The sequence below is a fragment of the Variovorax sp. dw_308 genome (assembly GCF_019207085.1).
Lineage (GTDB): Bacteria > Pseudomonadota > Gammaproteobacteria > Burkholderiales > Burkholderiaceae_C > Variovorax.
Window position 1 is genome coordinate 60,443 of the sequence record NZ_JAATOM010000013.1, and the last position, 23,557, is coordinate 83,999.

Here is a 23,557-nt window from a genome sequence, read left to right on the forward strand (position 1 = left end):
ATCTGTCGCTATGAATTGATAATTTAGCTTGATGAATCAAACCTGCGGATGCAGGTCTGACTGACGCAGAAAACGGATGAAACTCTGTACTGACGCGCCCGGGTTTGCACTGCGCGCCGTCGCAATGCCAAAGGTGCGTGTCATGTCGACGCCTTCGATCTCGATGCGCGCGTGCTTGGCCACGCTGCCTCGCGAGGACACGGAGCGGGGCAGCAACGTCACGCCCATGCCCGCATCGAGCATGCCGAGCAGCGTATTAAGGTTACCTACGACCTTGGACGCAGGCAGCGCGAGGCCTTGAGCCTGCAGTGCGGCAGCGATGCGCGCACGCACGCCCTGGTACTGGTCCACGACCATGAGCGCGATGGAGGACATGTCCTTGGTGTTCACGCTCTTGCGTCGGGCCAATGCATGACCTTTGGGGGCAACAAGAACCATGTCATCGTGCCAGAGCGGCGTGAAGCGATAGCGTTTGTCTGTGCCCTCGTATGCCAGCACCGCCAGATCGGCCCGCCCATCGTCAATGGCAGCGAGCACGTTCATGTACTGAAGGTCGAGAAGCTCGACTTCCACATCCGGGTAGCGCTCGGCATAGGCCTGGATGATCGGAGGCAGGCGCAGCGCTGCGATCGTCGGCGTTGCAGCCACCACCACCCGCTGGCGACCACTGCGTGCGTTCTTGCGAAACCCGTCGACCAATCGCGAAAGGCCCTCAAGCGTCTTCACTGCCTCCTCGAGAAGCCGCTCGCCCTCTTCCGTGGTTTCGACCTTACGGGTCGTGCGACGCAACAACTGCGCCCCCAGCGAGGCCTCTAGCCGATGGATCCGGCCGGTGATGGTCGGCTGCGTGACGTGCAGCTGTTGCGCGGCGGCACTGAAACTGCGCGCCTTGGCCACCACGATGAATGTCTGCAACTCAATCAATTCGAGTCCTGCCGTCACAGGGACATGGGGCATTTCACGGCGGAGTTCAGTCGAGATGAATGAACGAGGCATCGTGATTACTTATAGAGTCAATTTATAAGAATATAGCGCTTCTCGATTTGTTTGTGCAGAGCTCGCGCCGAACAATCGATGCACGCTCCAAAAGCCGATAGGGCCCGCACAAAGATGCGCCAAGGGGCGGGGACAGACAAACCTCGGAGACAAAATCATGGTCAATCGCAGAGACTTCTGCCTGTCGGCAATGGCGGCGACATCGCTGGCCGCGACATGGCAACCCGCCCTCGCCGGCGACTATCCAGACAGACCCATCCGGCTCATCGTCGGATTTCCCGCGGGACAGAGCACCGACACGAGCGCCCGGCGCATCGCGCAAAGTATGTCGCAGACGCTCGGGCGTAGCGTCTTCGTCGACAACCGTCCGGGCGCTGCCGGCATCATTTCGCACGAGGCGGTAAAGAACGCGCCAGCCGACGGCTACACACTGCTGATGGGATCGACCGGCACGCTCGCGATCAACCCCTGGCTCTACCAGAAGCTGCCCTATGACCCCATCAAGGACTTCGAGCCAGTGGCGTCCGTCTCGGCGTCGCCGCTGGTGCTGTTCACGTCCGTGGACTCGCCGGTCAAGAACCTGAAGCAGCTGATCGCGTTGGCCAAATCGCGCCCTGGAAAACTGAGCTACGGCTCAAGCGGCAACGGCACCACCGGCCACATCGCGATGGAGATGCTCAAGAAGGAAGCCGGCATCGAGCTGCTTCACGTGCCTTACAAAGGCTCGCCGCCGATGATCACCGACGTAATGGGCGGTCAGGTCAACGTGGCCTTTGACACGGCGGGTGCGGTGCTGGCAATGGTCAAGGGCGGGCGTATCCAGCTGCTGGGCATCGCCACGCTCAAGCGCTTCGAAGCGGCGCCGGATTTGCCCACGCTGGCCGAGCAAGGCCTAGCCGGTTTTGAGGCGATGCCGTGGTCCGCGATCCTTGCACCCAAGGGCACGCCCGCACCCATCGTCCAGCGCTTGAACACGGCTGTGAACGCGGCCCTCAAGGACCCCGTCGTGCTCGATCAGTTCGTCTCGACTGGCAGCTACGCGCTCGGCGGACCACCGCCGCAGCTCCAAGCCTATCTCGCTCAGGAGCACGCGCGCTGGGGTAAGGCCGTCGTCGCCTCAGGCGCACGCGTCGACTGAATACATCCACTCCACACAGCAAGGACACATTCCATGAAAAACAACCCACCTTCGCGGCAGATGAGTCTGATCGCCTTCATGCAGGCGCAGAACTGCACCAACTACGTCGGCTCGTGGCGCCATCCCGCGAGCATGAGCGACTTCATGACGCCGGAGTACTACCAGCGCATCGCCCGTACGCTGGAAGACGGCAAGTTCGACATGGCCTTCTTCGACGACCGCCTGGCAATGCCAGACATCTATGGCGACGATCACCGCGAGACGGTCGCCCACGGCGTTCGCTGCGTGAAGATGGACCCGTCGACGATTCTCATGGCCATGGCCGCCGCAACGACCAAGCTCGGACTGGGCGCTACCTACTCCACCACCTACTACGAGCCCTTTCACGTGGCGCGCCTGTTCGGGACACTCGACCTGATGACCAAGGGGCGCGTGGCGTGGAACGTCGTGACCTCGCTCAACGATTCGGAAGCTGCAAACTTCGGCCGCGACGAGCATCTGGAACATGACCTGCGCTATGACCGCGCCGATGAATTCATGGAAGTCGTGCAAGGCCATTGGGACAGCTGGGAGGACGACGCGTTGATCCTGGACAAGGCGAACGACCGGTTCGCGGATCCGGACAAGGTGCACCGGCTTGATCACTCCGGAAAATTCTTCAAATCAAAGGGCCCGCTTCCGGTGCCGCGTTCGCGTCAGGGCAATCCGGTGATCCTCCAGGCCGGCTCGAGCGGACGCGGCATGGCGTTTGCCGCACGCTGGGCGGAACTCGTCTTTGCCGCCTACCCCAACCTCGAGGTGGGCAAGAAGCAATACGCTTACTTCAAGAACGCAATTGCCGAAGCGGGTCGCGACCCGGCGCAGGTCAAGGTCGCACCCGCGGTCAAGTTCGTGGTCGGCGAGTCAGAGGCTCATGCGCAGGACAAGCTGGCCTTGGCCATGTCGACTGCACGCCCCTTCGACGGGCTGGCCCTGCTGTGCGAAGTCCTCAACGTCGATTTCGCTGCGCGTCCCTACGAAAAGCCGTTCTCCGATGAAGAGCTCGCTTCGATCTCTTGGCACGGCCTGCGCGACAAGGTGATTGCCAAGAGCGGCAAGAAGAACCCTTCCGTCAGGGATTTCGTGGAAGCCTCGGGCCGCGGCACTGTCGCGGAAGGTCCGAACTTCGTCGGCACACCCACACAAGTTGCCGACCAGATGGAAGAGTGGTTCAACGGTGCTTGCGACGGCTTCGTGATCCAAGCCTTGCACACGCCAGGGAGCTACGAAGATTTCGTTCGTCTGGTTGTGCCGGAATTGCAACGCCGCGACCTTTTCCGCAAGGAGTACGGCGGTGACACGCTGCGCGAAAACCTTGGATTGAAGCGTCCTCAACCTCGTGACTGGCGTCGCGCGCAAGACGCTCTGTTGGCGCAGAAGGCAAAAGCAGTATGACAAAGAAGCCTGAAATCAAGATCCTCACGCCCGTGGGCATGCTCGGCTATGGAATCCCCGAAGTCGACTATTTGCGCGGCATCGATGCAGGCGCCGACGCCGTGGTCGTAGATGCGGGTTCGACCGATCCCGGCCCCTATCTGCTCGGACTCGGCAAGATGATCGTGACGGAAAGCGCGCTCGAGCGCGACCTTCGCCTGATCCTCGCCGGCTGCGACAAAAACAAGATCCCCCTCCTCCTTGGTTCTGCAGGAGGACCGGGCATTGGGAAGCACGTCGACGAGACGATTGACATCATTCGTCGCATCGCCAAGGACAAGGGCTACAAGCTCAAGGTCGCGGCCATCTATGCCGACGTCAAGCGTGAACTCGTGCATGAACGCTTCGATGCCGGTCGCGTCACGTCCTGCGCCTCCGCACCCCCCGCAACCAAAAACGACATCGAGACTTCGGAACACATCGTCGCGCAGATGGGCGTCGAACCGATCCTGGCGGTTTTGAGAGAGCATCCCGACGTCAACGTGGTCGTGGCAGGTCGCGCCTACGATCCTGCGCCCTACGCCGCGTTCTGCATGCTCCACGGCATCGAGGACCCGGGCATTTTCTGGCACATGGGCAAGATCATGGAGTGCGGCGCCAATTGCGCCGAGCCCAAGGGCAAGGTGATCCTCGCCACGATCCGCCAGGACAGCTTCGACCTCGAGCCCATGAGCCCGAACGAGCGCTGCACGCCGCTGTCCGTTGCCGCCCACACGCTGTACGAAAAAACGCGACCGGATCTGCTATCCGGCCCTGGCGGGGTGCTGGATCTGAACGGCGCGCAATACACGCCGTTGAACGACCGAAGCGTGCGCGTCAGCGGCAGTGTGTTTCGCCCCACACCCAAGTACCTGGTCAAGCTCGAGGCCGCCGCGATCGCCGGACAACGCACGATCTTCATGGGCGGCATCCGCGACCCGATACTGATCGGCCAGATCGACGCTTTCCTCGAAGCATTGAAGAAGCGTCTGAACACCGTCTATCCCGAACTACGTTCGGGTGAGGCACAGATCAACTTTCACGTCTACGGCAAGAACGGCGTGATGGGCGCCCTCGAACCCGAGAAGGATTTCGTGCCGCTGGAAGTCGGCATCCTGGGCGAAGTGACGGCACCGACGCAGGATCTGGCTACCGCGATCTGCAGCAACGCACGCATCGGCGTGCTGCACATGCCCTACCCCGGCCAGATGGCGACCGCAGGGAATTTCGCCCTGCCGCTCAATCCGATGGAAAACCCGATCGGACCTGTGTGCCGCTTTTCGCTCTACCACCTGATGGAAGTCGAATCGCCGCTTGAACTCTTTCCATACCGCATCGAGGAGGTGGCATGACGCAACTGAAAGATTTGGCCCAGGTCATCCGTAGCAAGAACTCCGGCCCGTTTGAAATCACCTTCGATGTGATGTTCAAGGATGCTTCTACTTACCAGTTCGTGGAACAAAGCGGTGTACTGACTCACGACCTGATGTGCCGCCTGTACGGCGTCAAAAGGGAAGACATCGTCGCGTTGCTGTTCTTCAAGCCTGCTCAAGCCTTCAAGTTCACGCTGCGTCGCAATTGGGCACAGGGCAGCATCAACGAACGTGACACGTTCGGCGCGCAGCAGCATGCGCCCCTCATGACGATCGACATTCCAACCGAACCCAGATGACTGAATGCGACAGCCATTCGCCTTGCGTGCGTCGCTGTCGCGCTCACGGTCACGGTCACGGTCACGTCACGTCACGTCACGTCACGTCACGTCACGTCACGTCACGTCACGGTCAGCAGCATTTTCCCGATCTCCGCGGCGGAGTTTCCCGACAAGCCAATATGCATCGTCGTGCTTCACGCGCCCGACGGGGACCGCGAGACGCTCGCGTGGCAACTGGCTGAACGTGTCCAACCGCGCCTTGGTCAGGATGCCGGGCTCAAGGTCGCGTGAGATCGCTTTCTACCTAATCAACACATCTACGTCAGAGTTTAAAAAGATCATGAACGCAACCAGCCAAACCGAAGTCCATGCGCTCGCGCAAACCGAATCCGAAAAGATCGCGCAGTTTGCGCTGAATCTGAAGTTAGAACATGTCCCGGCCGATGTAGTGGCGCTGGCGAAAGAGCACTTTCTCGATGTCATCGGCATCGCCCTGGCTTCCTCCAAATTCGACATCGGTCAGTCCGTACTGCAGGGTGCTCAGGAGTTGGGGCGTGGCGATGACGCCACGGCCATCGGCAGTGGCGTGCGGCTCCCCGCCGCATCTGCCGCGTTGGTCAACGGTGTGCTCGCCCATGCGCTGGACTTTGACGACACACACATCGGCGCCATTTACCATGCCAGTGCGCAGGCCATGGCTGCTTCGGTCGCAGCAGGGCAAGCCAACAAATCGACAGGCGAGGAGGTTCTTCTCGCCTTCATCGCGGCATTGGAGATCGGCTGCCGGCTTGCCACGGTCGGCGCACCGGACTTCCATAATCGCGGCTTCCATCCGACCGCTCTGTGCGGCACGTTTGCAGCCGCGGCTGCGGCGGGACGTCTCTACAAAGTCGACCATAAGTCGCTGGTTTCGTCGCTCGGCCTGTGCGGCAGTCAGGCCTCCGGCATTCTGATCGGTGGCATCTCCTGGCTCAAGCGCTTGCACCCTGGCTGGTCTGCGCACGGCGCGCTCGCGGCGGTGGCCCTTGGCCGCGCTGGCTTCCTCGGCCCGAACACCGTCTTCGAGGCCGCCAAGGGCGGCTTCTACTTCACGCATATCCAGCGCATTCCTGAAGGCGACAAGTTGCCGAGCTTCGGCTTGGGCGAGCCGCAACAGGTCTGGCAGACCCTGGGCATCGCGCTCAAGCCGTATCCGTGCTGCCACTTCATTCATGCCTTCGTGGACGCGGCGCTGGAGCTGCGCGGCCAGTTTGAATTGGACGAGATCGAGCGCATCGAGTGCCCCCTGACGGCCGATCTCCACAAGATGGTGGCGCTGCCGCGTGAAGCCTGCATCAAGCCCTCCATCCCCTATCGCGCACTGTTTAGCGTTCAATATGTGGTGGCCCTCGCGTTGGCCAGAGGTCGGGTGGATATTGCGGCGTTCCATGACGAACCGCTCGACTCGCCGGACGTTCTTGCAATCGCTGACAAGACGTTCTGCGTTGACGACCCGGCCAGCGATTTTCCGGTGCACTTTCCTGGAGAGGTCATTGTTCACCTCAAGGATGGCCGCATCGTGCGTTGCCGCAAGCCCGCAAGCCTCGGTACAGCCGACGTGCCACTGTCGAGCGCTGCGCTCAAGGCGAAGTTCATGACCAATGCCACGCGAGCCATCACACCTCGCGCCGCCGAGGAACTGATCGACAAGGTACTGAACCTGGAAGCCGCGTCGTCACTGGACGAAATCATGGCGCTTTGCGTGATCTGAGCCTCCCCGCGGAGGCGACCGTCGCCCGATACCGATTAAAGAAAGAGACATCAAAATGGCCTATACCGCCGCGCAGCGGCTTGATCGCCTGCCCGAATCTATGTTCCATCGTCGGATGGCACTGATGATCGGCGCAGGTCTTTTCTTCGACGCATTCGACCTCTATCTTGCGAGCGGCGTGATGGTCGCGCTCACCTCGACCGGATGGTCGACGATGGCCGGCAATGCCAACTTTGCCTCGGCCGGAGCACTCGGCACTTTGATCGGCGCATTCATGGCCGGCTGGCTGGGCGACCGATTTGGCCGGAAATTCACCTTCCAGTTCAACCTGATCTTGTTCGGCGCCACCTCCGTCGCTGCTGCGTTCTCGCCGAGCATGGAGTGGTTGATTTTCTTCAGATTCGTGATGGGCATCGGCCTTGGGGCTGAGATCGTTGTCGGCTACGCCACCATCTCGGAGTTCGTTCCGCCCGCCAAACGCGGCAAATGGGGAGCTGTGCTCTTCTTCTTGGCGACGTCGGCGCTTCTCGTGTCGAACGTCGTGAGCTACTTCGTGATCCCGACCCTTGGATGGCGCTGGATGTTTGGCATTGCGGGTGTAGGTGGTCTGATGGTTTGGGTGATGCGCCAAAAGATGCCCGAGTCGCCGCGCTGGCTGGAATCGGTTGGACGTGGCTCCGAGGCGAATGAGATCCTCGATGCGATCGAAGCCGAGGTCAGAGCAGAGACAGGACGGCCGTTGGCGGACCCCCTCCCCGTCCCCAACGTGATGCCTTCCAACTTTCGATTCGTTGACTTGTTCCGGCCGCCCCTGCTTCGTTCGACACTCGTCGCAGTGACACTGAACGTGGTGGCGCTTGCCTCGCTGTACGGATTCATCATCTGGTTGCCCACCTTCCTGGTCAAGCAGGGCCTGTCCATGTCTTCTTCCTTGGGCCACACCGCGCTCATGTCGTGTGGAAGCCTTTTGGGTGTCCTGCTCGCGGCGCAGGTGACCGACAAATGGAGCCGCAAGAAGTGGATTGTGCTGGCATCCATCGGTTCAGTGGCGCTCGGCTGGGCCTATGCCAATGCGGGCAGCCTCACTGCGACAACGGTGGTCGGCGTAGCGTTCATGACCGTTAGCTACTTTGGCTCGACCATGGGTTTCTCGACCTATGTCCCGGAGATCTTTCCGACGCAAGTGCGACTGCGCGGTGCCGGCATCGCAAGTGTCTCCGGTCGAGCTGCATCCATCTTTGCGCCGCAGGCGGTTGCCGTCTTGTATGCGTTCAACGGCGTCAATGGAGTGATCTTCACCGTGATGGCATTGGGCATTGCACAGGCAGTCATTCTCTCGATCTTCGGCATCGAGACGACTCGGCGTTCACTTGAGAGCGAATTCGTGTCTGTTCATTGAATCCAGCCGGTTTCAATGTCGCTTTCCTGTGCCCGGTCGGTCACAAGCCGCTGGGCTGCTTATGCCACTGAATGCCGCCACCTCACTAGCCGACGGCCCAATCGACCTTCTCTCGAATTTTCATTTCACAGACGCGCTTGGAGAAAAAACATGCACCGGAGACAACTCTCAAAAATCTTGGCAAGTGCCGCAGCTCTGACCATCCTCGCTCAGGTCGGTCACACCGAGGAACGATTTCCCAGCCGCCCCATTCGCCTCGTCGTTGGCTTTCCAGCGGGGCAGTCCTCTGACGTGGGTGCGCGAATCGTTGCGGCGAGGCTCAGCGAGGAGATGGGCCAACCTGTGATCGTTGACAACAAGCCGGGCGCCTCGGGGATCATCGCACACGAATTCGTCAAGAAGGCCGCGCCCGACGGCTACACGTTGCTCCTCACCTCGACGGCCCCGCTCGCCATCAATCCGTTTCTGTTTCGCAATATCCCTTACGACTCATCCAAGGACTTCACGCCGATCGTCCTGATCAATACGAGCCCCATGTTCCTGGTAACTGCGGCAGATTCGCCATTCAACACCCTTCGTGAGTTCATCGACTATGCGAAGGCGCACCCTGGCAAGGTTTCGTACGGTTCGAGCGGAAGCGGCACCACCGGCCACATCGCGATGGAGATGCTGAAGAGCGAAACCGGGCTCGACGCCGCACATATCCCATACAAGGGCTCGAGCGCGCTCATCACGGACCTCATCGGCGGACGCGTGCAGGCCGGGTTTGATGCGGCGAGCTCCATTACGCCGATGCTCGGCGCCGGCAAGGTCAAGGCACTTGCAACCAGCGGTGCCGAGCGCTCCCCGCGTTTTCCCAAGGTTCCCACCGTCGCCGAGCAGGGCGTCCCGAACTTTCAGGCCTTGACCTGGGCCGGATTGGTGGGCCCGGCCGGAATGCCACCCGCAGTGGTCGAGCAACTGAACGCCGCTGTGAACCGCGCACTAAAGAACCCCCAAGTTCAAAAGCACTATGAAAGCGTTGGCTCGGTCGTCAACGGTGGGACGGCCGCAAGCTTCGATCAACTCGTTCGTCAGGAATTGAAGCGCTGGGGGCCTGCAGTGAAGGCGTCAGGCGCGCAACTGGATTGACCGACTACCTCTGTCGGCGCTTGGTCACAATTTCGGCGGTGGCGGCCGATCCCGAAATCGTCCGCCTGTTAAAGACGGACATCGGGGGCACCGCTCCTGCGATTCGATCGGCTCCTCTACGACCTTCGAAAGTTACCGGTTCAGCACCTGACTATTCACATGACTTCGGAACGCAGTCGCTTGGTGATCGACGCCGCTGCTGCTGCGGTCAACACGGCGAGCGCGGGACAGATCGTTCACGACAATCAAGGTTGAAAATCGCGTCGCTTCCTTCGACAAGCTCGTGGGCGCACCCGCGCGCACCCGCTCAGTTCTTCTACGCCAACTGCACCGACACTCGCGGGTTCTACAGCGTCCACGGATCGTCACGATCTCCTCGGGGCAGGAGCCGGCGTTGCGCTGCCAGCGCAGTCGGTGACAGGGCTGGCGGCTTTTGGGCTCCTGGGTTGTCGGCGCCAATTCGATATTGACCAGATGGCGTATATGACCCGCGCAGCGTCAACGATCGACTGCTGCTCGGCATGAAGGGCACCATGTCGGAGATGGAATTGTCCTTGCTGCGTCAGCGCTCGGTCGAGGCGATCAAGCTCAAGGCCGCGCGCGGCGATCTGCACACCACCGTGGCCATCGGGTTCGTTCGCAGTGAGGATGATCGTATCGAACTGGATCCTGATTTGCGCATCCGCGAGGCCATTGCTTCGGTGTTCGCCCGCTTCGCCGAAGTCGGCAGTATTCGCCAGGTGCTGCTGTGGTTCCGGCAGGAGAAGATCGAGCTCCCCACGGCCATCTACGAAGACAGCCGCCGCAGCGTCGTCTGGAGACTGCCAACCTACAACACCGTGCTTCACATCCTGAGCAACCCGGACTATGCAGGCGCATACGCCTTCGGCCGCACCGAAACACGTACCCGAATCGAGGGCGGAAGGAAGCGGATCGTGCGCGGCAATCGACGCGAGCGCGAGGACTGGCAGGCCTTGATCGTCGAGCACCATGAAGGCTACATTGGGTGGGACACCTACGACCACATTCAACGTGTGATTGCCGACAACACCAACATGCGCGGCGGCATGGTCCGCGGCGCCGTTCGCCGGGGCGAGGCGCTTCTGGCCGGATTGCCGCGCTGTGCGCATTGCGGTCGCAAGCTGCATGTGGCCTACAGTGGCAGCGACGGCACCATACGCCGCTACCACTGCCGAGGTGCGGCTATCAATCACGGCGCAGAGATGTGCATCTCGTTTGGCTCATTGCGCGTAGATCGCGCCGTCGCAGACGAGGTTCTCGCTCTGCTAATCTTACTGTGTCATTAAAATTGGTCTCCTTCTGAATCGACGTGTCCACGGGGCTATGGGTTGCGCGGCGCTTGCGCATCAAGGAGCCGTTCTGTCTCCTGCTCCCAAGCCTGCATGAGCTTCTTTGCCTTGCGATGGTTGGCAATGGCGACTTCCAGGATGGCGGCTTGTTCGGGCGACACCGTGCGGTGAACGAGCTTGCCGTCCTTCATGTGCCCCCACTCGAAGTAAGGACCGTGGCGAGCGTCCGGGTCGCTGGCGCAACGGCAGCCCGGCTTTCCACAGACCTTCGTTCGCTGTAGCAGCGTACCCGAGCACAGGTAGTCGATCTCGCCGAGGGTGTCTCGAATTCGCGCGATGCGCTCGCGCGCCTGCTTGACGATGGTTTCGGGTCGATGCGCCATGGGCTTTACTTTCGTTTATCTGTCGCTAATACTAGCGCCAGATTATCAACATGCAAGTTTCCTGGCCTGTATGACCTGCGCAATGCGGGCCGTGTGCATACTGCGCAGCAAAGGGCGATCGATGGAAGACCTGAAGGATTTCGAGCAGTACATGGCCCACCTGAGCGAGGGCCTGGGACATTCAGACCGGCACGCCGGGCTGCGCGGCTACACCACCGGGCTGATGTCGCCGTTGCAGCGCAAGAGCGTGGAGCCGATGGCCGCGCATATGGACCCGCTGAATGTTCGTTCGCGCCACCAGTCGCTGCACCACTTCGTGGCTGACGCGAACTGGTCGGACGAGCGCATGCTGCTGGGGATATGCCAGTGGGTCGTGCCGCTGATGGATTTCAGCGACGGCGGCTGGTGGATCATCGATGACACGGGGTTTCCCAAGCAGGGGCGGCACGCGGTGGGCGTCGCGCGCCAGTACTGTGGGATGCTGGGCAAGCAGGACAACTGCCAGGTGGCGGTGAGCGTATCGCTGGCTTGCGCGGCGGCCAGCATTCCGGTGGCGTGGCAGTTGTACCTTCCCCAGGAGTGGGCCGACGATGCGCCCCGACGCGAGAAGGCCGGCGTGCCCGAAGCGCTCAAGTTCGCCACCAAGCCCCAGATCGCGCTGCAGCAGATCGAGAACCTGCTGGCCCAGGGAGCGCCCAGGCACTGCGTGTTGGCCGACGCGGGCTACGGCGTGGAAACGGCGTTTCGCGAACGCCTGAGCGAACTTGGCTTGCCCTACGTCGTGGGCGTGACAGGCAGCGTCACGGTGTGGTCGCCCGGGCATGAACCCCTGCCGCCCAGGCCCTACAGCGGCAAGGGCCCCATCCCCCGACTGCTGCGCCGCGGCGGCGCCAATGCCCCCGAGCACCGGCCTCGTACGGTCAAGGACGTGGCCTTCGACATTGATCCAGACGACTGGCAGGAGGTCACCTGGCGCGAGGGCACGAACACCGCGCTGCGCTCGCACTTCGCCCGCGTGCGCGTGCGTGCTGCGCACCGCGACGCGCAGCGCAGCGAGCTGCGCGAACCGCAATGGCTGCTGATCGAGTGGCTCGAAGGGCACGATGAGCCGCTGAAGTACTGGTTGTCCACGCTGCCCGAGGACGCGTCGCTGGAGCGGATGGTCTACGAGGCCAAGATGCGCTGGCGCATCGAGCGCGACTACCAGGATCTCAAACAGGACCTGGGCCTCGGACAGTACGAAGGCCGCGGCTGGCGCGGCTTCCACCACCACGCCAGTCTCAGCATCGCCGCCTACGGCTTCCTGCTGGCGCAGCGGTTGCAGCACCCCGACGAGGTCGGGGGTAAAAAAAACTCCGCACGCGAGGAGCCTGCCCTACCCACGCATTACAAGCCTCGGGGAAGCCCAGAGGGCGCAGCGCCACGTCCCATCCTCCATCACGAGCTTGCGATTGCGAATCGGCGCGCTGCTGGCTCGTAACCTGCCTCGATGTCCCTGCTGCCTACGGCATCAGCGCGAGCAAATTAACTAACACAGTAAGACTAAGGCCCATCGGCCTTCAGGCTGCATTGCGCGCGATCGAGCAACGAGCCGACGACGGCCGGGCCAAGCGACGGCAACTCGAACTTACTCTGGAACAAGCTCGTTTCGAAGCCGCCCGTGCTCAGCGACAGTTCGATGCCGTGGACCGGGGCAACCGGCTTGTGGCGGGCGAGCTTGAGCGGCGATGGAATGAACGACTGGCGCTGGTGTCGCAGCGTCAAGAAGCGATAGACGCGCTGGTTGCCGAGCAGGCACCCGCTATCACACCGCAGCAACGCGAGGCGCTGCTCGCGCTGGGCACCGACCTGCCACAAGTGTGGGGCCATCCCGCGGCGACCAGCGAAGTGCGCAAGCGCATCCTGCGCATCGTGATCAAGGAGATCGTCGCCCGGGTAGGCGAAGGACGGATTGAGCTTGTGCTCCATTGGCAAGGCGGCGACCACACTGATTTGAGCGTGATGAAGAACCGCACCGGGCAACATCGCTGGACGGCCAATGTCGAAGTCCAAACGCTTGTCTCGCAGCTGGCACGCCAACTCAATGACGGCAGCATCGCTTCACTGCTCAACCGACTCGGGCACCGCACCGGCGGAGAACTTACCTGGACCCAGTCGCGGGTACGGTCGTTCCGTTGCGCGCATGACATCGGCGTCTTCAAGGTCGGCGAGCGAGAGGAACGCGGCGGGGGCACGCTGGAGCAGGCAGCCGACGCCTTGGGAACAAGCAACATGACTGTGTTGCGCATGATCACTGCCGGCACGCTGAATGCCTCGCAGGCGCGCAAAGGCGCGCCATGGGTCATCAAGCGCTGCGATCTCCAGCGTCCTGAGGTTCGTGCGGCGACTCAGCCGCCCAGTCGCCGCCCGCTCCCAGAAGATCCGCGGCAAATTCCCATTGAATATCAATAACGTACTGAGGTGAGCATCATGTCGCGTACTCGGGTCCACCGACCAGGACGGCGTTGTGCGCGACTTCGGTGAACTCGCCCTCGGCCAACTGGTGGATCAGCTTGCGGTCCACCGGCGACACGGTGAAGTCGAAGCCCGCCAGGTCACGATGCACCGGGAACTTCGCCGCATGCATCTGGTGACTCACCGAACGCATCGACCGCTCCGTGCTCTCTGCCTGCAGAAGGTGCTCCAGCAGCCAGCGCGAATTCTCGGTGTCCGCGTTGGCGCCTGCTCGACCAGATCGCCCCAAACGCAAGCCATGCACGATGGCCAGTTGTTGGAGCAGTTGCTCTGGAAAGTGGCACAGCGTGGCGAAGCGATCCGTCCGACCGACCTGGTAGACATCTGTCCGTTGGACTGGGGGCGGCAGAGGCGCAATCGCGCCTTGCACGTCCTATACGAGTCGGGGCGCGCCCGGCGCGAACACTGAAGGAAAATCGAGTACGTTCAACTATCGTCGATGCCGCAGCCGCACATGGTTCTCGCCGGGCATGCGTCGGGAAAGACGATCGCCAAGGCATGAGTTCTTTTGCTCGTGCGCTCCCGCTTGACGGCGCCTCCTAGTCGACGATCCAGCAAACCCGGCCATCACTTCAAGACGCTCTCTCAGCACCTGCAGCCCTGCCTCCATCGCGCGAGCCTGCACGGGACAGCTTGAGGCGGAAGAAGCAAATCGGCCAGCACGAGATCAATTGCGTCGGTGACTACCTCCATCAACGCGGCTGCTGGCTCGCCAATAAAGTGCGCTTGGGCAGGGCTACCGCCGACACCGAGATGGAGGCCAAGAACCCACGCAAATTTACAAGCGAACGCGTCGCAGGATCTTATCATGAGGAGATACGCGTGGCCGTCGAAGCTATGATGTCGCGCCCGTCTCTCGACGGGCATGCCAATGCAAAACATCCGACACCTTCTTCTGCTGGCTTGCGTCCTTTCCAGCGCAGGCACACTCGACAGCAGAGCAGCCTGCTTCCGCCGGCAGCGCAGAAGTGTCTTCCGTCCGTTCACGAGGGCATCGTGGATAACCGGATGCTGAGATCCAAGCTGGCAAAAGGCTGGCTGCCAAAGAGGCAGGCCACGGCGTGAAGCTCGAATCGGTACGCATTCCGCGTCGCTTGCAGGCCTCGGATCTCGGCGAAGGCGATGTCTTCGATGTCCGGATCGTGGATCGGCATGTCAGCGCGATAGCGCCCGCCGTCGATCCGGTGGCGCGCGGCACGCTCATCAGCTGTACGGTCGATGCACATGCGCACATCGACAAGAACTACACGGTGCGCGAGGTGGGTGCGGCCGAGGGTGACCTGTTCGCCGCCATCCAACGGATGCGCGAACATGCCGCGCGCTGGACACGCGAGGCGTTCGACGCGCGCATGGAGCGCGCCGTGGGCGAGGCGTGGCAGTGCGGCACCCGCGCGCTGCGCACGCATCTGGACTGGGTCGAGCCGAACGCGCCTGTGTCGCTGTATGCCTTCGAGCAGTTGCGCGAGCGATGGAGCGGCCGCGTGGAACTGCAATTCGTCTCGCTCACCCCGCTGGACCTGTTTGCCGATTCGGCGGCGGGCGACCGCATCGCGCAAGCCGTTCAGCACGCGGGCGGCGTCATGGGCGCCTTCGTTTATCGCAATGAAGGTCTGGTGCACAAGCTCGGAAGGGTCTTCGACCTTGCGCAGCAATACGGCCTGGCGCTCGACTTCCATGTCGACGAAGGCCTGGACGCGAATGCGACCGGGCTGCGCACCATCGCGCAACTGGCGCTCGCGCGCCATGAGCGCCGGCGCATCAGCTGCGGGCACGCGTGCTCGCTCGCGACACAGGACGATGCACAGGCCGGGCGCACGCTCGATTTGTGCGCGCAGGCCTGCATCGATCTCATCGCCCTGCCAAGCACCAACCTCTACCTGCAGGGCGAGTGGCATCGCACGCCGGTGGCGCGTGGCATCACCCGCATCCGCGAAGCCGCATTGCGAAGCATGCGCGCCAGCCTTGCCACCGACAACGTGCAAGACGCCTTCTATCCCTATGGCAGCTACGATCTGGTCGAGACCTTCGGGCTCGGCGTGCAGATGGCGCACCTTGCACCGGCAACCGATTGGCTCGACGCGATCACCGTGAGCCCGGCGACGGCGCTGGGGCTCGCCTGGGACGGACGCATCGCGCCGGGCTGTCCTGCCGACCTCGTGCTGCTCGCCGCCACCGACGAGTACGAGTTGCTGGACGCGCGCGGCCGCCGCCGCACGGTGATCCGCAACGGAACAGTGCTGGAGATTGAACAATGAGCATGGGCAAGCCGATGGCCAACTACGCGGCGGCCAAGCGAGTGGGGGATTTCGTCTTCATGAGCGGCGTGGTCGCGCTCGATCCGGCCACCCGGCGCGCGGTAGCCGGCTACGACGACATCCCCGACATCGCGCGCACTGCGATCCAAGGCCTCGGCTATGCGACCGGACAGTTGTCCGTCGACGTGTTCGAGGCGCCCATCGTCGCGCAAAGCTGGTTCGTGCTGGAGCGAATCCGTACGCTGGCGGTTGAATACGGCGGCACGATGGAAAACGTGGTCAAGCTGGTCCAGTATTTCCGTCACCTGCACCACTACGCACCGTACAACCGGGTGCGCGGGCTGTTCTATCCGGGCGAACCGCCGGTGAGTACGGTGGTCGAGGTGTCGCGCTTCCTGCCGGGCGACGAGGTGCTCGTCGAGGTCGAGGCGACGATGTATCTGCCGCAAGGTTGAGGCTCGCGGCGGCGCGGTCTGTCCGAGTCGGTGCCGCAGGGCTGCAGCCGAAAACCGAACTGTTCGATGTACGCACCATGCAGCAGGAAGCCGGTCACCGCGCGATCAAGTACTCGCGTTTCCCGTGCGTCGCCGAGCTCATTTGCAACTCCATTTCATTTGACCAATCGGTCGGATGAATGCTGCGCGCCTTTCAGATTGTTTCAATGTCGCTGCCTATATTATGGGTAAACCATAATCAATCTTTTTTTACCATATGGATAATTTAGGTTCCTTCCCGATGCAGGAGCCGCTTCATGCCTTCCAATCGCCCGCGCAGCCGCTACTGGTCTGACCTGACCAGCGAGCAGTTCTCTCGGCTCGACCGCGCCAACCTGATCGCGGTGCTGCCCGTAGGCGCCACCGAGCAGCACGGTCCGCACCTTCCGATGTCGACCGACACCGCCACCATCGACGGCATGGTGCGCGCGACGCTGCCGCACCTGCCCGACGACCTGCCCGTGCTGTTCCTGCCGACCATCGCCTACGGCAAGAGCAACGAACACTCCCGATACCCCGGCACGCTGACGGTGTCGGCCTCAACGCTGATCGCGCAGTGGAAAGACATCGGCGCCTGCGTCGCCCGCGCCGGCGTACGCAAGCTGGTGCTCTACAACAGCCACGGCGGCCAGATGTCGATCATGGACATCGTGGCGCGAGACCTGCGCGAGTCGCACGACATGATGGTGGTGGCCGCCAACTGGTACACGCTGGGGCTGCCCGAAGGCCTGTTCACGGCCCACGAGGGAAAGCACGGCGTGCACGCCGGAGACCTCGAAAGCTCGGTCATGCTGCATTTGACTCCCGACCATGTGCGGTCCGAGAACTTCCGCAATTTCCATTCGCTGACCGACGACATGGCGAAGGAAAATCGCTTCCTGTCGATCACGCCAAGCGGCAAGCTCGGCTGGCAGATGCACGACATCAACCCGGCCGGCGCGGCCGGCGACGCGACCCTGGCCACGGCCGAAAAAGGTCGCGCCGTGCTCGACCATGTCGGGCGCAATTTCGTCCAGCTGCTGCAGGAGGTGCACCGCTTCCCGATCGAGCGCCTGGCGAACGAGCCCGCGTGGCATTGACGGCTTCGGCCCCGGAGTCCGCCATGGAAAGCCTCACGCCATCCACACAACCCCTGGTCAGCCTGCGCCAGGTCAGCAAGCGTTTCGCCAACGGCACGCTCGCGCTGCAGGGCATGTCGCTCGATTGCGGCGAACACGACTTCATCAGCTTCCTCGGCCCGTCGGGCTGCGGCAAGAGCACGGCGTTGCGACTGATCGCCGGCCTCACACGCATCAGCTCGGGCGAGCTGACCTGGTCGCGCGCCGACAGCGCTGCATCGACCAGCGACCGCGAGCTGGGCTTCGTCTTCCAGGAGCCGACACTGATGCCGTGGGCCAAGGTCTTCGACAACGTCTGGCTGCCGCTCAAGCTGACCGGCATGAGCCGCGACGCCGCGGCGCCCGTGGTCGCACAGGCGCTCGAGATGGTCGGTCTTTCGCGCTTCGCCGACGTCTACCCGCGCGAATTGTCGGGCGGCATGAAGATGCGGGTGTCGATCGCCCGGGCGCTGGTCACGCGGCCGCGCCTGTTGCTGATGGACGAGCCTTTCGCGGCGCTCGACGAGATGACGCGGATCAAGCTCAACAACGACCTGCTGGCGATCTGGCGCGAGCACCGCTTCTCGGTGATCTTCGTGACGCACAGTGTCTACGAGTCGGTCTACCTGTCGAACCGCATCGTCGTGATGGCGCCCCGCCCGGGCCGCGTGGTCGACGAGATCCGCATCGACGAGCCCTATCCGCGCGGCGAAGCCTTCCGCACATCCACCGGCTACAACGCGCACTGCACCGCGGTGTCGCAATCCCTGCACGGAGCCCTCCATGGCGTCGACATCGATCACTGACAACACGGCGCTGGCCGCGCTCGGCGAGGCACCATCGGCCGCCGAACTGCAACGCCGCGACGACCGCCTGCGACGGCGCGAGTCGACGCTGCGCACCGCAGTGCCCGTCGCGGTGGTAATCGGCCTGCTGCTGATGTGGGAGTTGGTGGTGCGGATCAACAACGTGCCGCATTACATCATCCCCGCGCCGTCGCTGATCCTCACGACGCTGGTCGACAACTGGGACACGCTGTCGAGCGCGCTGTGGTTCACGGTCAAGCTCACGCTGCTGTCGCTGGCCGCGGCGATCGTCGGCGGCGTGCTGCTGGCGATCGCCTTCGCGCTCTTCAAGTGGGTCGAGATTGGGCTGTTTCCGATCGCGGTGATCCTGCAGGTGACGCCGATCATCGCGATTGCGCCGCTGATTCTGATCTACGTGTCGAGCACCACGGCCGCACTGCTGCTGTGCGCCTGGATCGTGGCCTTCTTCCCGATCCTGTCGAACACCGTCATCGGCCTCAAGAGCGCCGACAGCAACCTGCGCGACCTGTTCCAGCTCTACAAGGCCTCGCCCTGGCAGACCTTCCGCCATCTGCTGGCGCCGAGCGCGCTGCCCTACTTCATGGCGGGACTCAAGATCGCCGGCGGCCTGAGCCTGGTCGGCGCGGTGGTGGCGGAGTTCACGGCCGGCACCGCGGGCCGCGAGACCGGGCTGGCCTCGCGCATCCTCGAGTCGAGCTTCCGGACCGAGATCCCGATGATGTTCGCGGCGCTGCTGCTGGTGTCCCTGCTCGGCATCGTGATCTTCATCGTGTTTGCCGCGCTGTCGCGCGCCGTGCTGGGCCACTGGCACGAAAGCGAGATGCGGAGGGAGCGATGAGCGCAGTGCCGAAACCGCTGCAGCAGCCCGCCGCCGTCGACTGGGACGCCGTCCGGCGCGAGCTGCACGGCCTCAACGTGATCGCCGCGCCGAACCAGCGCAAGCAGCTCTCGAAGGACTTCTACTGGTACAGCCCGATCCTCACCGAGCAGCTCGCGGGTTGCGTCGCCGACCTGGTGATCAAGGTGTCGACCGAGGACGACGTGCGGCAGGCTGCCGCCGTGGCCGCCAGATGGAAACTGCCGCTGACGGTGCGCGCGGGCGGCACCGGCAACTACGGCCAATGCGTCCCGCTCGAGGGCGGCTTGGTGCTCGACGTGACGCCGATGAGCCGCGTGCTCGATGTCGGCGACGGCAGCGTGCGGGTCCAGGCCGGCGCGCGCATGCACGACATCGAGCTCGCCGTGGCCGAGACCGGGCAGGCGCTGCGCATGTGGCCCTCGACCTGGCACGTGGCCTCGATCGGCGGCTTCATCGCCGGCGGATTCGGCGGCATCGGATCGATCCGCCACGGCATCCTGCGCGATCCGGGCAACCTGCTGCGGGCGCGCATCATGACCGTCGAGCGCGAGCCGCGTGTGATCGAACTGCAGGGCGACGAGATCCAGCAGGTGCACCACGCCTATGGCACCAACGGCATCCTGACCGAGGTCGAGGTGGCGCTGAGCCCAGCCGTCGACTGGGAGCATTGCATCGCGCTATTCGACAGCTACCGGCGCGTGATGGATTTCGGAATCGCCGCAAGCACGCCGGCGCTGGAGCTGTTCCTGCTGTCGGCCGTCGACGCGCGCTTCTCACCCTACTACGCCAACCTTGGCGCGCACTTTCCGCCGGACCAGCATGCGATGTTCGCGATGGTCGCGCCCGCTTCGATGCCGGCCTTCCGCGCGCTGGTCGCCGAGCATGGCGGCACGGTGTCGCTCGAGGGCACCGAGGCCGAGCTGCACGCCGCCGGCCTGCCGCCGGCCTACGAATGCGCCTACAACCACACGACACTGCAGGCGCTCAAGGTCGACCGCAGCTGGACCTATCTGCAGGTGGCCTATGCACAGCCCTTCGACCCCGCGGTGGTCGACCGCCACATCGCGATCTTCGGGGACGACGTGCTGCAGCACCACGAGTTCGCGCGCGCCGGTGGCGAGTACGGCACCTTCTCGATCCTGCTGGTGCGCTGGAAGGGCGAGGCCCACCAGTACGAGCTGATCCGCGAGATCGAGTCGCAGGGCGGCTGCCAGGTCTTTAACCCGCATGTCGTGACGATCGAGGACGGCGGCATGAAGACCATCGACACGCAGCAGATCGACTTCAAGAAGCGCAGCGACCCGATGGGCCTGATGAACCCCGGCAAGACGCGCGGCTGGCACCCCGACATGGCGCGCGACGCCTGAACCTTCACCACCGAGACACAACCCGAGGACCCACGATGCAAACCGAATCCCGCTTCATCGCCCGCCGCCTGATCGCCACCCTGCTTGCCGGCACCGCCCTGGCGGCCTTCGCGCAGGACAAGGTCACGATCGCCACCAACTGGCGCGCCCAGCCCGGCCACGGCGGCTTCTACCAGGCGCTGGCCGATGGCACCTACAAGAAGTACGGCCTCGACGTCGAGATCCAGCAAGGCGGGCCGCAGGTCAACAACCGGCCGATGCTGCCGGCCGGAAAGATCGACTTCCTGATGACCGGCAACATGCTGATGGCCTTCGACAACATCAAGCAGAAGGTGCCGACGGTGGTGGTTGCGGCCTATTTTCAGAAAGATCCGCAGGCCATCATCGCCCACCCGGGGCAGGGCTTCGAGAAGTTCTCCGACCTCGCCAAGGCCAAGACCGTGCTGCTCGCCAAGGACGGCCAGATCAGCTATTGGCAGTGGATGAAGAAGGCCTACGGCATGCGCGACGAGCAGGTGCGCCCCTACAACTTCAGCCTCTCGCAGTTCCTGGCCGACAAGCAGTCGGTGCAGCAGGCCTACGCGACCTCGGAGCCGCTGGCGGTCGAGAAGCAGGCCGGCTTCATGCCGGTGGTACTGTCTCTGGCCGACGCCGGCTGGTCGACCTACGGCATGGTGGTCGAAACCCGGCAGGACCTCGTCAAGACCAAACCCGACCTGGTGAAGCGCTTCGTGGAAGCCACCAACATCGGCTACTACAACTATCTCTACGGCGACCGCAAGGCAGCGGATGCGATGATCCAGAAGATCAATCCGGACATCAGCGATGACTACATCGAGAAGTCGATGCCGATCCTGCGCGCCCACATCGACGTCGGCGACGCGACTACCCAAGGCATCGGCGCGATGAGCGACGAGCGCATGAAGGACTTCTACGACAAAGCAGTGTCGGCCGGGCTCTACAAGCCGACCGACTTCAACTACCGCGACGCCTACACCAGGCAGTTCGTCAACAAGGGCGTCGGCATCGACATCCGCAAGGCGGCCGCGAAGTAACGGCACCGACGATGACCGAGCGCACTCTCACCGTCCGGGTCGCGCGCATCGCGCGCCAGACGCCGGAGATCCTTTCCTTCGAGCTGGTGCATCCGGCCGGTCGGGCGTTGCCCGGCTACCAGGCCGGCGCGCACATCGATGTCCACATGCCCGGCGGCTTCTCGCGCCAGTACTCGCTCGCCTGCGACGCCGGCGCCGGGGGCCGCGAAGCCTCGCGCTACCTGATCGGCGTCAAGCGCGAGGCCGCGAGCCGCGGCGGCTCGGCCTCGATGCACGGCCGCGTCCGCGAAGGCGACCTGCTGCCGATCAGCTCGCCGCGCAACAGCTTTCCGATCCGCAGCGAGGCGCGCCGCCACCTGCTGCTGGCCGGGGGCGTCGGCATGACGCCGCTGCTCGCGATGGCGCAGACGCTGGCACGCGCCAGCGCCGACTTCATGCTGTACCTGTTCGTTCGCAGCGAAGAGCACCTGGCCTTTGCCGAGGCGCTGCGCGATCCGCTGCTGGCGTCGCGCGTGCGCCTGCATTTCGATGCCGGCGACGCATCACGGAAGATCGATATTCGGCGGCTGCTCGCGGTGCGCGAAGCCGACACGCAGTTGTACGTGTGCGGGCCCGGCGGATTCATGCAGGCCGTGCGCGACGCCGCCGCGCACTGGCCCGAGGACGCGGTGCACACCGAATACTTCGCAGCCCCTGCCGATGCCGCGGGCGTCACCGGCAAGCCCTTCGTGCTGCGGCTCGCGCAGCGCGGCATCCGCGTGCCGGTGGCCGGCGACCAGAGCGCGGTCGATGCGCTGCATGCGGTCGGCATCGACATCCCGGTCTCCTGCGAGCAGGGCCTGTGCGGCACCTGCGTGGTCGGCGCCGAAGGCGAAGGCGCGGAGCACCGCGACTTCTGCCTCACGGGCAGCGAACGCACGCACAAGGTGGCGCTGTGCTGTTCGCGGGCCCGCGGCGAGGAGTTGGTGATCGATCTCTGAGCCGCCCGCGCGGCACTCTGGCACCATCCGCATCCGATGAGAACAGCACCGAACAACGAGACCCCCGACGCCGTGGATGCGGCGGACGAGCCGCTCGACGCACCCGCCACGCGCGGTCGTGCGCGCAAATACGCGCAGATGCAGGGCCTGATCCACCGCGCCGCGGTCGAGGTCTTCGCGAGCGAAGGCCTGGCCGGCGCGTCGACCCAGGCGATCGCCGACAAGGCCGGCCTGTCGAAAGCGCAGCTACATTACTACATCGAGAGCAAGGAAGCGCTTTACCGCCAGGTGCTGCAGGGCATCATCGACGACTGGATCGGCGTCTTCGGTTTCAGCGACGAGGCCTTCGGGCCACGCAAGGTGCTCGGCGACCTGATCCGGCGCAAGATGATGTTCTCGTTCGAGCACCCGCTGCGCTCGCGGATATTCACGGCCGAGATGATGCGCGGCGCCCCGGTGCTAGGCTCGATGATGAGCCACAGCCAGCAGCGCACCGGACAGGCGGCGGCGGTGATCCAGAACTGGATCGACCAGGGCCTGATGGACCCGGTGGACCCGATGCTGTTCCTGTTCCACCTGTGGGCCGTGACGCAGTTCTATGCCGACCACGCGACCCAGGTGGCGCTGTTCCGCAAGGTCGCCGAGAGCGACGACAAGGACCAACGCTACCTGATCGAGCAGGTGACGGCGTTCATGCTGAAGGGCGCCGGGGTCCGCTAGGACGCGCGACTTCGACAAAGCCGGACGACGCGGTGAGGCATGGCAGCCGGCTTTGTCCGATCAACGGCCATGCCGAGCGCCTTCGATTTCGGCAACGGTCCGCTTCAAGGTGGCAACAATCACAGCCGAAGAGAACGAATTTCAATCGGAGTCCATCACCCGTACGGTTACAACTT

The 23,557-nt window shown here is 63.6% G+C and carries 22 protein-coding genes and 1 pseudogene; 20 read left to right on the top strand and 3 right to left on the bottom strand.

The features are described 5' to 3' along the window. Positions 1-36: 36 nt before the first annotated feature. On the bottom strand, positions 37-996 hold the full coding sequence (locus HCU76_RS23000) for a LysR family transcriptional regulator (protein ID WP_213958805.1): 960 nt from the start codon (positions 994-996) through the stop codon (positions 37-39). Between the two features lie 157 nt (positions 997-1,153). Here HCU76_RS23000 and HCU76_RS23005 point away from each other — a divergent pair, with 157 nt between their 5' ends. From HCU76_RS23005 to HCU76_RS23040, 8 genes are all read left to right on the top strand, one after another. Further along, positions 1,154-2,134, top strand: a complete 981-nt coding sequence (locus HCU76_RS23005) for a tripartite tricarboxylate transporter substrate binding protein (RefSeq protein ID WP_213958804.1) — start codon at positions 1,154-1,156, stop codon at positions 2,132-2,134. A gap of 78 nt (positions 2,135-2,212) precedes the next feature. After that, positions 2,213-3,568: an LLM class flavin-dependent oxidoreductase gene (locus HCU76_RS23010; protein WP_256354381.1), complete on the top strand. Its 1,356-nt coding sequence runs from the start codon at positions 2,213-2,215 to the stop codon at positions 3,566-3,568. A gap of 38 nt (positions 3,569-3,606) precedes the next feature. Beyond that, the gene (locus HCU76_RS23015; protein ID WP_256354382.1) at positions 3,607-4,938 is read left to right on the top strand and encodes an acyclic terpene utilization AtuA family protein; all 1,332 of its coding nucleotides are present in this window, start codon (positions 3,607-3,609) and stop codon (positions 4,936-4,938) included. Next, positions 4,935-5,258, top strand: a complete 324-nt coding sequence (locus HCU76_RS23020; protein ID WP_213958801.1) for a DUF4387 domain-containing protein — start codon at positions 4,935-4,937, stop codon at positions 5,256-5,258. Before HCU76_RS23015 ends, HCU76_RS23020 begins: the two co-directional genes overlap by 4 nt. A gap of 322 nt (positions 5,259-5,580) precedes the next feature. Then, positions 5,581-6,990 carry an MmgE/PrpD family protein gene (locus tag HCU76_RS23025; protein WP_213958800.1) on the top strand — a complete coding sequence of 470 codons (1,410 nt, stop codon included), beginning with the start codon at positions 5,581-5,583 and terminating at the stop codon, positions 6,988-6,990. Between the two features lie 55 nt (positions 6,991-7,045). Then, a complete protein-coding gene (locus HCU76_RS23030) occupies positions 7,046-8,389 on the top strand; it encodes an MFS transporter (RefSeq protein WP_213958799.1) in 1,344 nt (447 codons plus the stop codon). 150 nt (positions 8,390-8,539) lie between these two features. Further along, positions 8,540-9,520 (top strand): tripartite tricarboxylate transporter substrate binding protein, encoded by a 981-nt coding sequence (locus tag HCU76_RS23035; RefSeq protein WP_213958798.1) that lies wholly within the window; start codon positions 8,540-8,542, stop codon positions 9,518-9,520. A gap of 521 nt (positions 9,521-10,041) precedes the next feature. Continuing rightward, positions 10,042-10,827, top strand: a complete 786-nt coding sequence (locus HCU76_RS23040; RefSeq protein WP_213958797.1) for a recombinase family protein — start codon at positions 10,042-10,044, stop codon at positions 10,825-10,827. 35 nt (positions 10,828-10,862) lie between these two features. Here HCU76_RS23040 and HCU76_RS23045 read toward each other — a convergent pair whose 3' ends face one another. Then, positions 10,863-11,213, bottom strand: a complete 351-nt coding sequence (locus HCU76_RS23045) for a DUF6788 family protein (RefSeq protein ID WP_213958796.1) — start codon at positions 11,211-11,213, stop codon at positions 10,863-10,865. A gap of 121 nt (positions 11,214-11,334) precedes the next feature. Here HCU76_RS23045 and HCU76_RS23050 point away from each other — a divergent pair, with 121 nt between their 5' ends. Both HCU76_RS23050 and HCU76_RS23055 read left to right on the top strand, forming a co-directional pair. Then, positions 11,335-12,693, top strand: a complete 1,359-nt coding sequence (locus HCU76_RS23050; RefSeq protein ID WP_213958795.1) for an IS701 family transposase — start codon at positions 11,335-11,337, stop codon at positions 12,691-12,693. Positions 12,694-12,782: 89 nt separating this feature from the next. After that, complete coding sequence (locus HCU76_RS23055) at positions 12,783-13,664, top strand: helix-turn-helix domain-containing protein (RefSeq protein WP_213958794.1); 882 nt, start codon at positions 12,783-12,785, stop codon at positions 13,662-13,664. Between the two features lie 31 nt (positions 13,665-13,695). On the opposite strand, the pseudogene HCU76_RS36740 reads toward HCU76_RS23055, so the two are convergent. Further along, positions 13,696-13,967, bottom strand: a pseudogene (locus HCU76_RS36740) (ATP-binding protein); the annotation flags it as partial. Positions 13,968-14,360: 393 nt separating this feature from the next. On the opposite strand from HCU76_RS36740, the gene HCU76_RS23065 reads away from it, so the two are divergent. From HCU76_RS23065 to HCU76_RS23110, 10 genes are all read left to right on the top strand, one after another. Next, positions 14,361-14,792: a hypothetical protein gene (locus tag HCU76_RS23065; RefSeq protein ID WP_213958792.1), complete on the top strand. Its 432-nt coding sequence runs from the start codon at positions 14,361-14,363 to the stop codon at positions 14,790-14,792. Further along, entirely contained in the window at positions 14,789-15,982 is a 1,194-nt protein-coding gene (locus HCU76_RS23070; protein WP_213958791.1) for an amidohydrolase family protein, read from the top strand. Before HCU76_RS23065 ends, HCU76_RS23070 begins: the two co-directional genes overlap by 4 nt. Beyond that, positions 15,979-16,437 carry a RidA family protein gene (locus tag HCU76_RS23075; protein WP_213958790.1) on the top strand — a complete coding sequence of 153 codons (459 nt, stop codon included), beginning with the start codon at positions 15,979-15,981 and terminating at the stop codon, positions 16,435-16,437. Before HCU76_RS23070 ends, HCU76_RS23075 begins: the two co-directional genes overlap by 4 nt. A 296-nt stretch (positions 16,438-16,733) precedes the next feature. Next, positions 16,734-17,555 carry a creatininase family protein gene (locus HCU76_RS23080; protein ID WP_213958789.1) on the top strand — a complete coding sequence of 274 codons (822 nt, stop codon included), beginning with the start codon at positions 16,734-16,736 and terminating at the stop codon, positions 17,553-17,555. Positions 17,556-17,578: 23 nt separating this feature from the next. Next, positions 17,579-18,379: an ABC transporter ATP-binding protein gene (locus HCU76_RS23085; protein ID WP_213958788.1), complete on the top strand. Its 801-nt coding sequence runs from the start codon at positions 17,579-17,581 to the stop codon at positions 18,377-18,379. Next, the gene (locus tag HCU76_RS23090) at positions 18,357-19,238 is read left to right on the top strand and encodes an ABC transporter permease (protein WP_213958787.1); all 882 of its coding nucleotides are present in this window, start codon (positions 18,357-18,359) and stop codon (positions 19,236-19,238) included. Before HCU76_RS23085 ends, HCU76_RS23090 begins: the two co-directional genes overlap by 23 nt. Continuing rightward, on the top strand, positions 19,235-20,626 hold the full coding sequence (locus HCU76_RS23095; RefSeq protein WP_213958786.1) for an FAD-binding oxidoreductase: 1,392 nt from the start codon (positions 19,235-19,237) through the stop codon (positions 20,624-20,626). The genes HCU76_RS23090 and HCU76_RS23095 overlap by 4 nt, the downstream gene beginning before the upstream one ends. Positions 20,627-20,661: 35 nt before the next feature. Continuing rightward, positions 20,662-21,681 carry an ABC transporter substrate-binding protein gene (locus HCU76_RS23100; RefSeq protein WP_213958785.1) on the top strand — a complete coding sequence of 340 codons (1,020 nt, stop codon included), beginning with the start codon at positions 20,662-20,664 and terminating at the stop codon, positions 21,679-21,681. 11 nt (positions 21,682-21,692) lie between these two features. After that, the gene (locus HCU76_RS23105; RefSeq protein WP_213958784.1) at positions 21,693-22,661 is read left to right on the top strand and encodes a PDR/VanB family oxidoreductase; all 969 of its coding nucleotides are present in this window, start codon (positions 21,693-21,695) and stop codon (positions 22,659-22,661) included. Between the two features lie 36 nt (positions 22,662-22,697). Next, positions 22,698-23,381, top strand: a complete 684-nt coding sequence (locus HCU76_RS23110; protein WP_213958783.1) for a TetR family transcriptional regulator C-terminal domain-containing protein — start codon at positions 22,698-22,700, stop codon at positions 23,379-23,381. Positions 23,382-23,557 lie beyond the last annotated feature (176 nt).

What these genes read in the sequence shown, in the direction of transcription:
- HCU76_RS23090 (WP_213958787.1), top strand. Translation starts at nt 18,357, where the DNA reads ATGGCGTCGACATCGATCACTGACAACACGGCGCTGGCCGCGCTCGGC.
- HCU76_RS23080 (WP_213958789.1), top strand. Translation starts at nt 16,734, where the DNA reads ATGCCTTCCAATCGCCCGCGCAGCCGCTACTGGTCTGACCTGACCAGC.
- HCU76_RS23050 (WP_213958795.1), top strand. Translation starts at nt 11,335, where the DNA reads ATGGAAGACCTGAAGGATTTCGAGCAGTACATGGCCCACCTGAGCGAG.
- HCU76_RS23085 (WP_213958788.1), top strand. Translation starts at nt 17,579, where the DNA reads ATGGAAAGCCTCACGCCATCCACACAACCCCTGGTCAGCCTGCGCCAG.
- HCU76_RS23010 (WP_256354381.1), top strand. Translation starts at nt 2,213, where the DNA reads ATGCAGGCGCAGAACTGCACCAACTACGTCGGCTCGTGGCGCCATCCC.
- HCU76_RS23035 (WP_213958798.1), top strand. Translation starts at nt 8,540, where the DNA reads ATGCACCGGAGACAACTCTCAAAAATCTTGGCAAGTGCCGCAGCTCTG.
- HCU76_RS23105 (WP_213958784.1), top strand. Translation starts at nt 21,693, where the DNA reads ATGACCGAGCGCACTCTCACCGTCCGGGTCGCGCGCATCGCGCGCCAG.
- HCU76_RS23045 (WP_213958796.1), bottom strand. Translation starts at nt 11,213, where the DNA reads ATGGCGCATCGACCCGAAACCATCGTCAAGCAGGCGCGCGAGCGCATC.
- HCU76_RS23075 (WP_213958790.1), top strand. Translation starts at nt 15,979, where the DNA reads ATGAGCATGGGCAAGCCGATGGCCAACTACGCGGCGGCCAAGCGAGTG.
- HCU76_RS23015 (WP_256354382.1), top strand. Translation starts at nt 3,607, where the DNA reads ATGCTCGGCTATGGAATCCCCGAAGTCGACTATTTGCGCGGCATCGAT.
- HCU76_RS23020 (WP_213958801.1), top strand. Translation starts at nt 4,935, where the DNA reads ATGACGCAACTGAAAGATTTGGCCCAGGTCATCCGTAGCAAGAACTCC.
- HCU76_RS23005 (WP_213958804.1), top strand. Translation starts at nt 1,154, where the DNA reads ATGGTCAATCGCAGAGACTTCTGCCTGTCGGCAATGGCGGCGACATCG.
- HCU76_RS23100 (WP_213958785.1), top strand. Translation starts at nt 20,662, where the DNA reads ATGCAAACCGAATCCCGCTTCATCGCCCGCCGCCTGATCGCCACCCTG.
- HCU76_RS23110 (WP_213958783.1), top strand. Translation starts at nt 22,698, where the DNA reads ATGAGAACAGCACCGAACAACGAGACCCCCGACGCCGTGGATGCGGCG.
- HCU76_RS23025 (WP_213958800.1), top strand. Translation starts at nt 5,581, where the DNA reads ATGAACGCAACCAGCCAAACCGAAGTCCATGCGCTCGCGCAAACCGAA.
- HCU76_RS23030 (WP_213958799.1), top strand. Translation starts at nt 7,046, where the DNA reads ATGGCCTATACCGCCGCGCAGCGGCTTGATCGCCTGCCCGAATCTATG.
- HCU76_RS23040 (WP_213958797.1), top strand. Translation starts at nt 10,042, where the DNA reads ATGAAGGGCACCATGTCGGAGATGGAATTGTCCTTGCTGCGTCAGCGC.
- HCU76_RS23095 (WP_213958786.1), top strand. Translation starts at nt 19,235, where the DNA reads ATGAGCGCAGTGCCGAAACCGCTGCAGCAGCCCGCCGCCGTCGACTGG.
- HCU76_RS23000 (WP_213958805.1), bottom strand. Translation starts at nt 996, where the DNA reads ATGCCTCGTTCATTCATCTCGACTGAACTCCGCCGTGAAATGCCCCAT.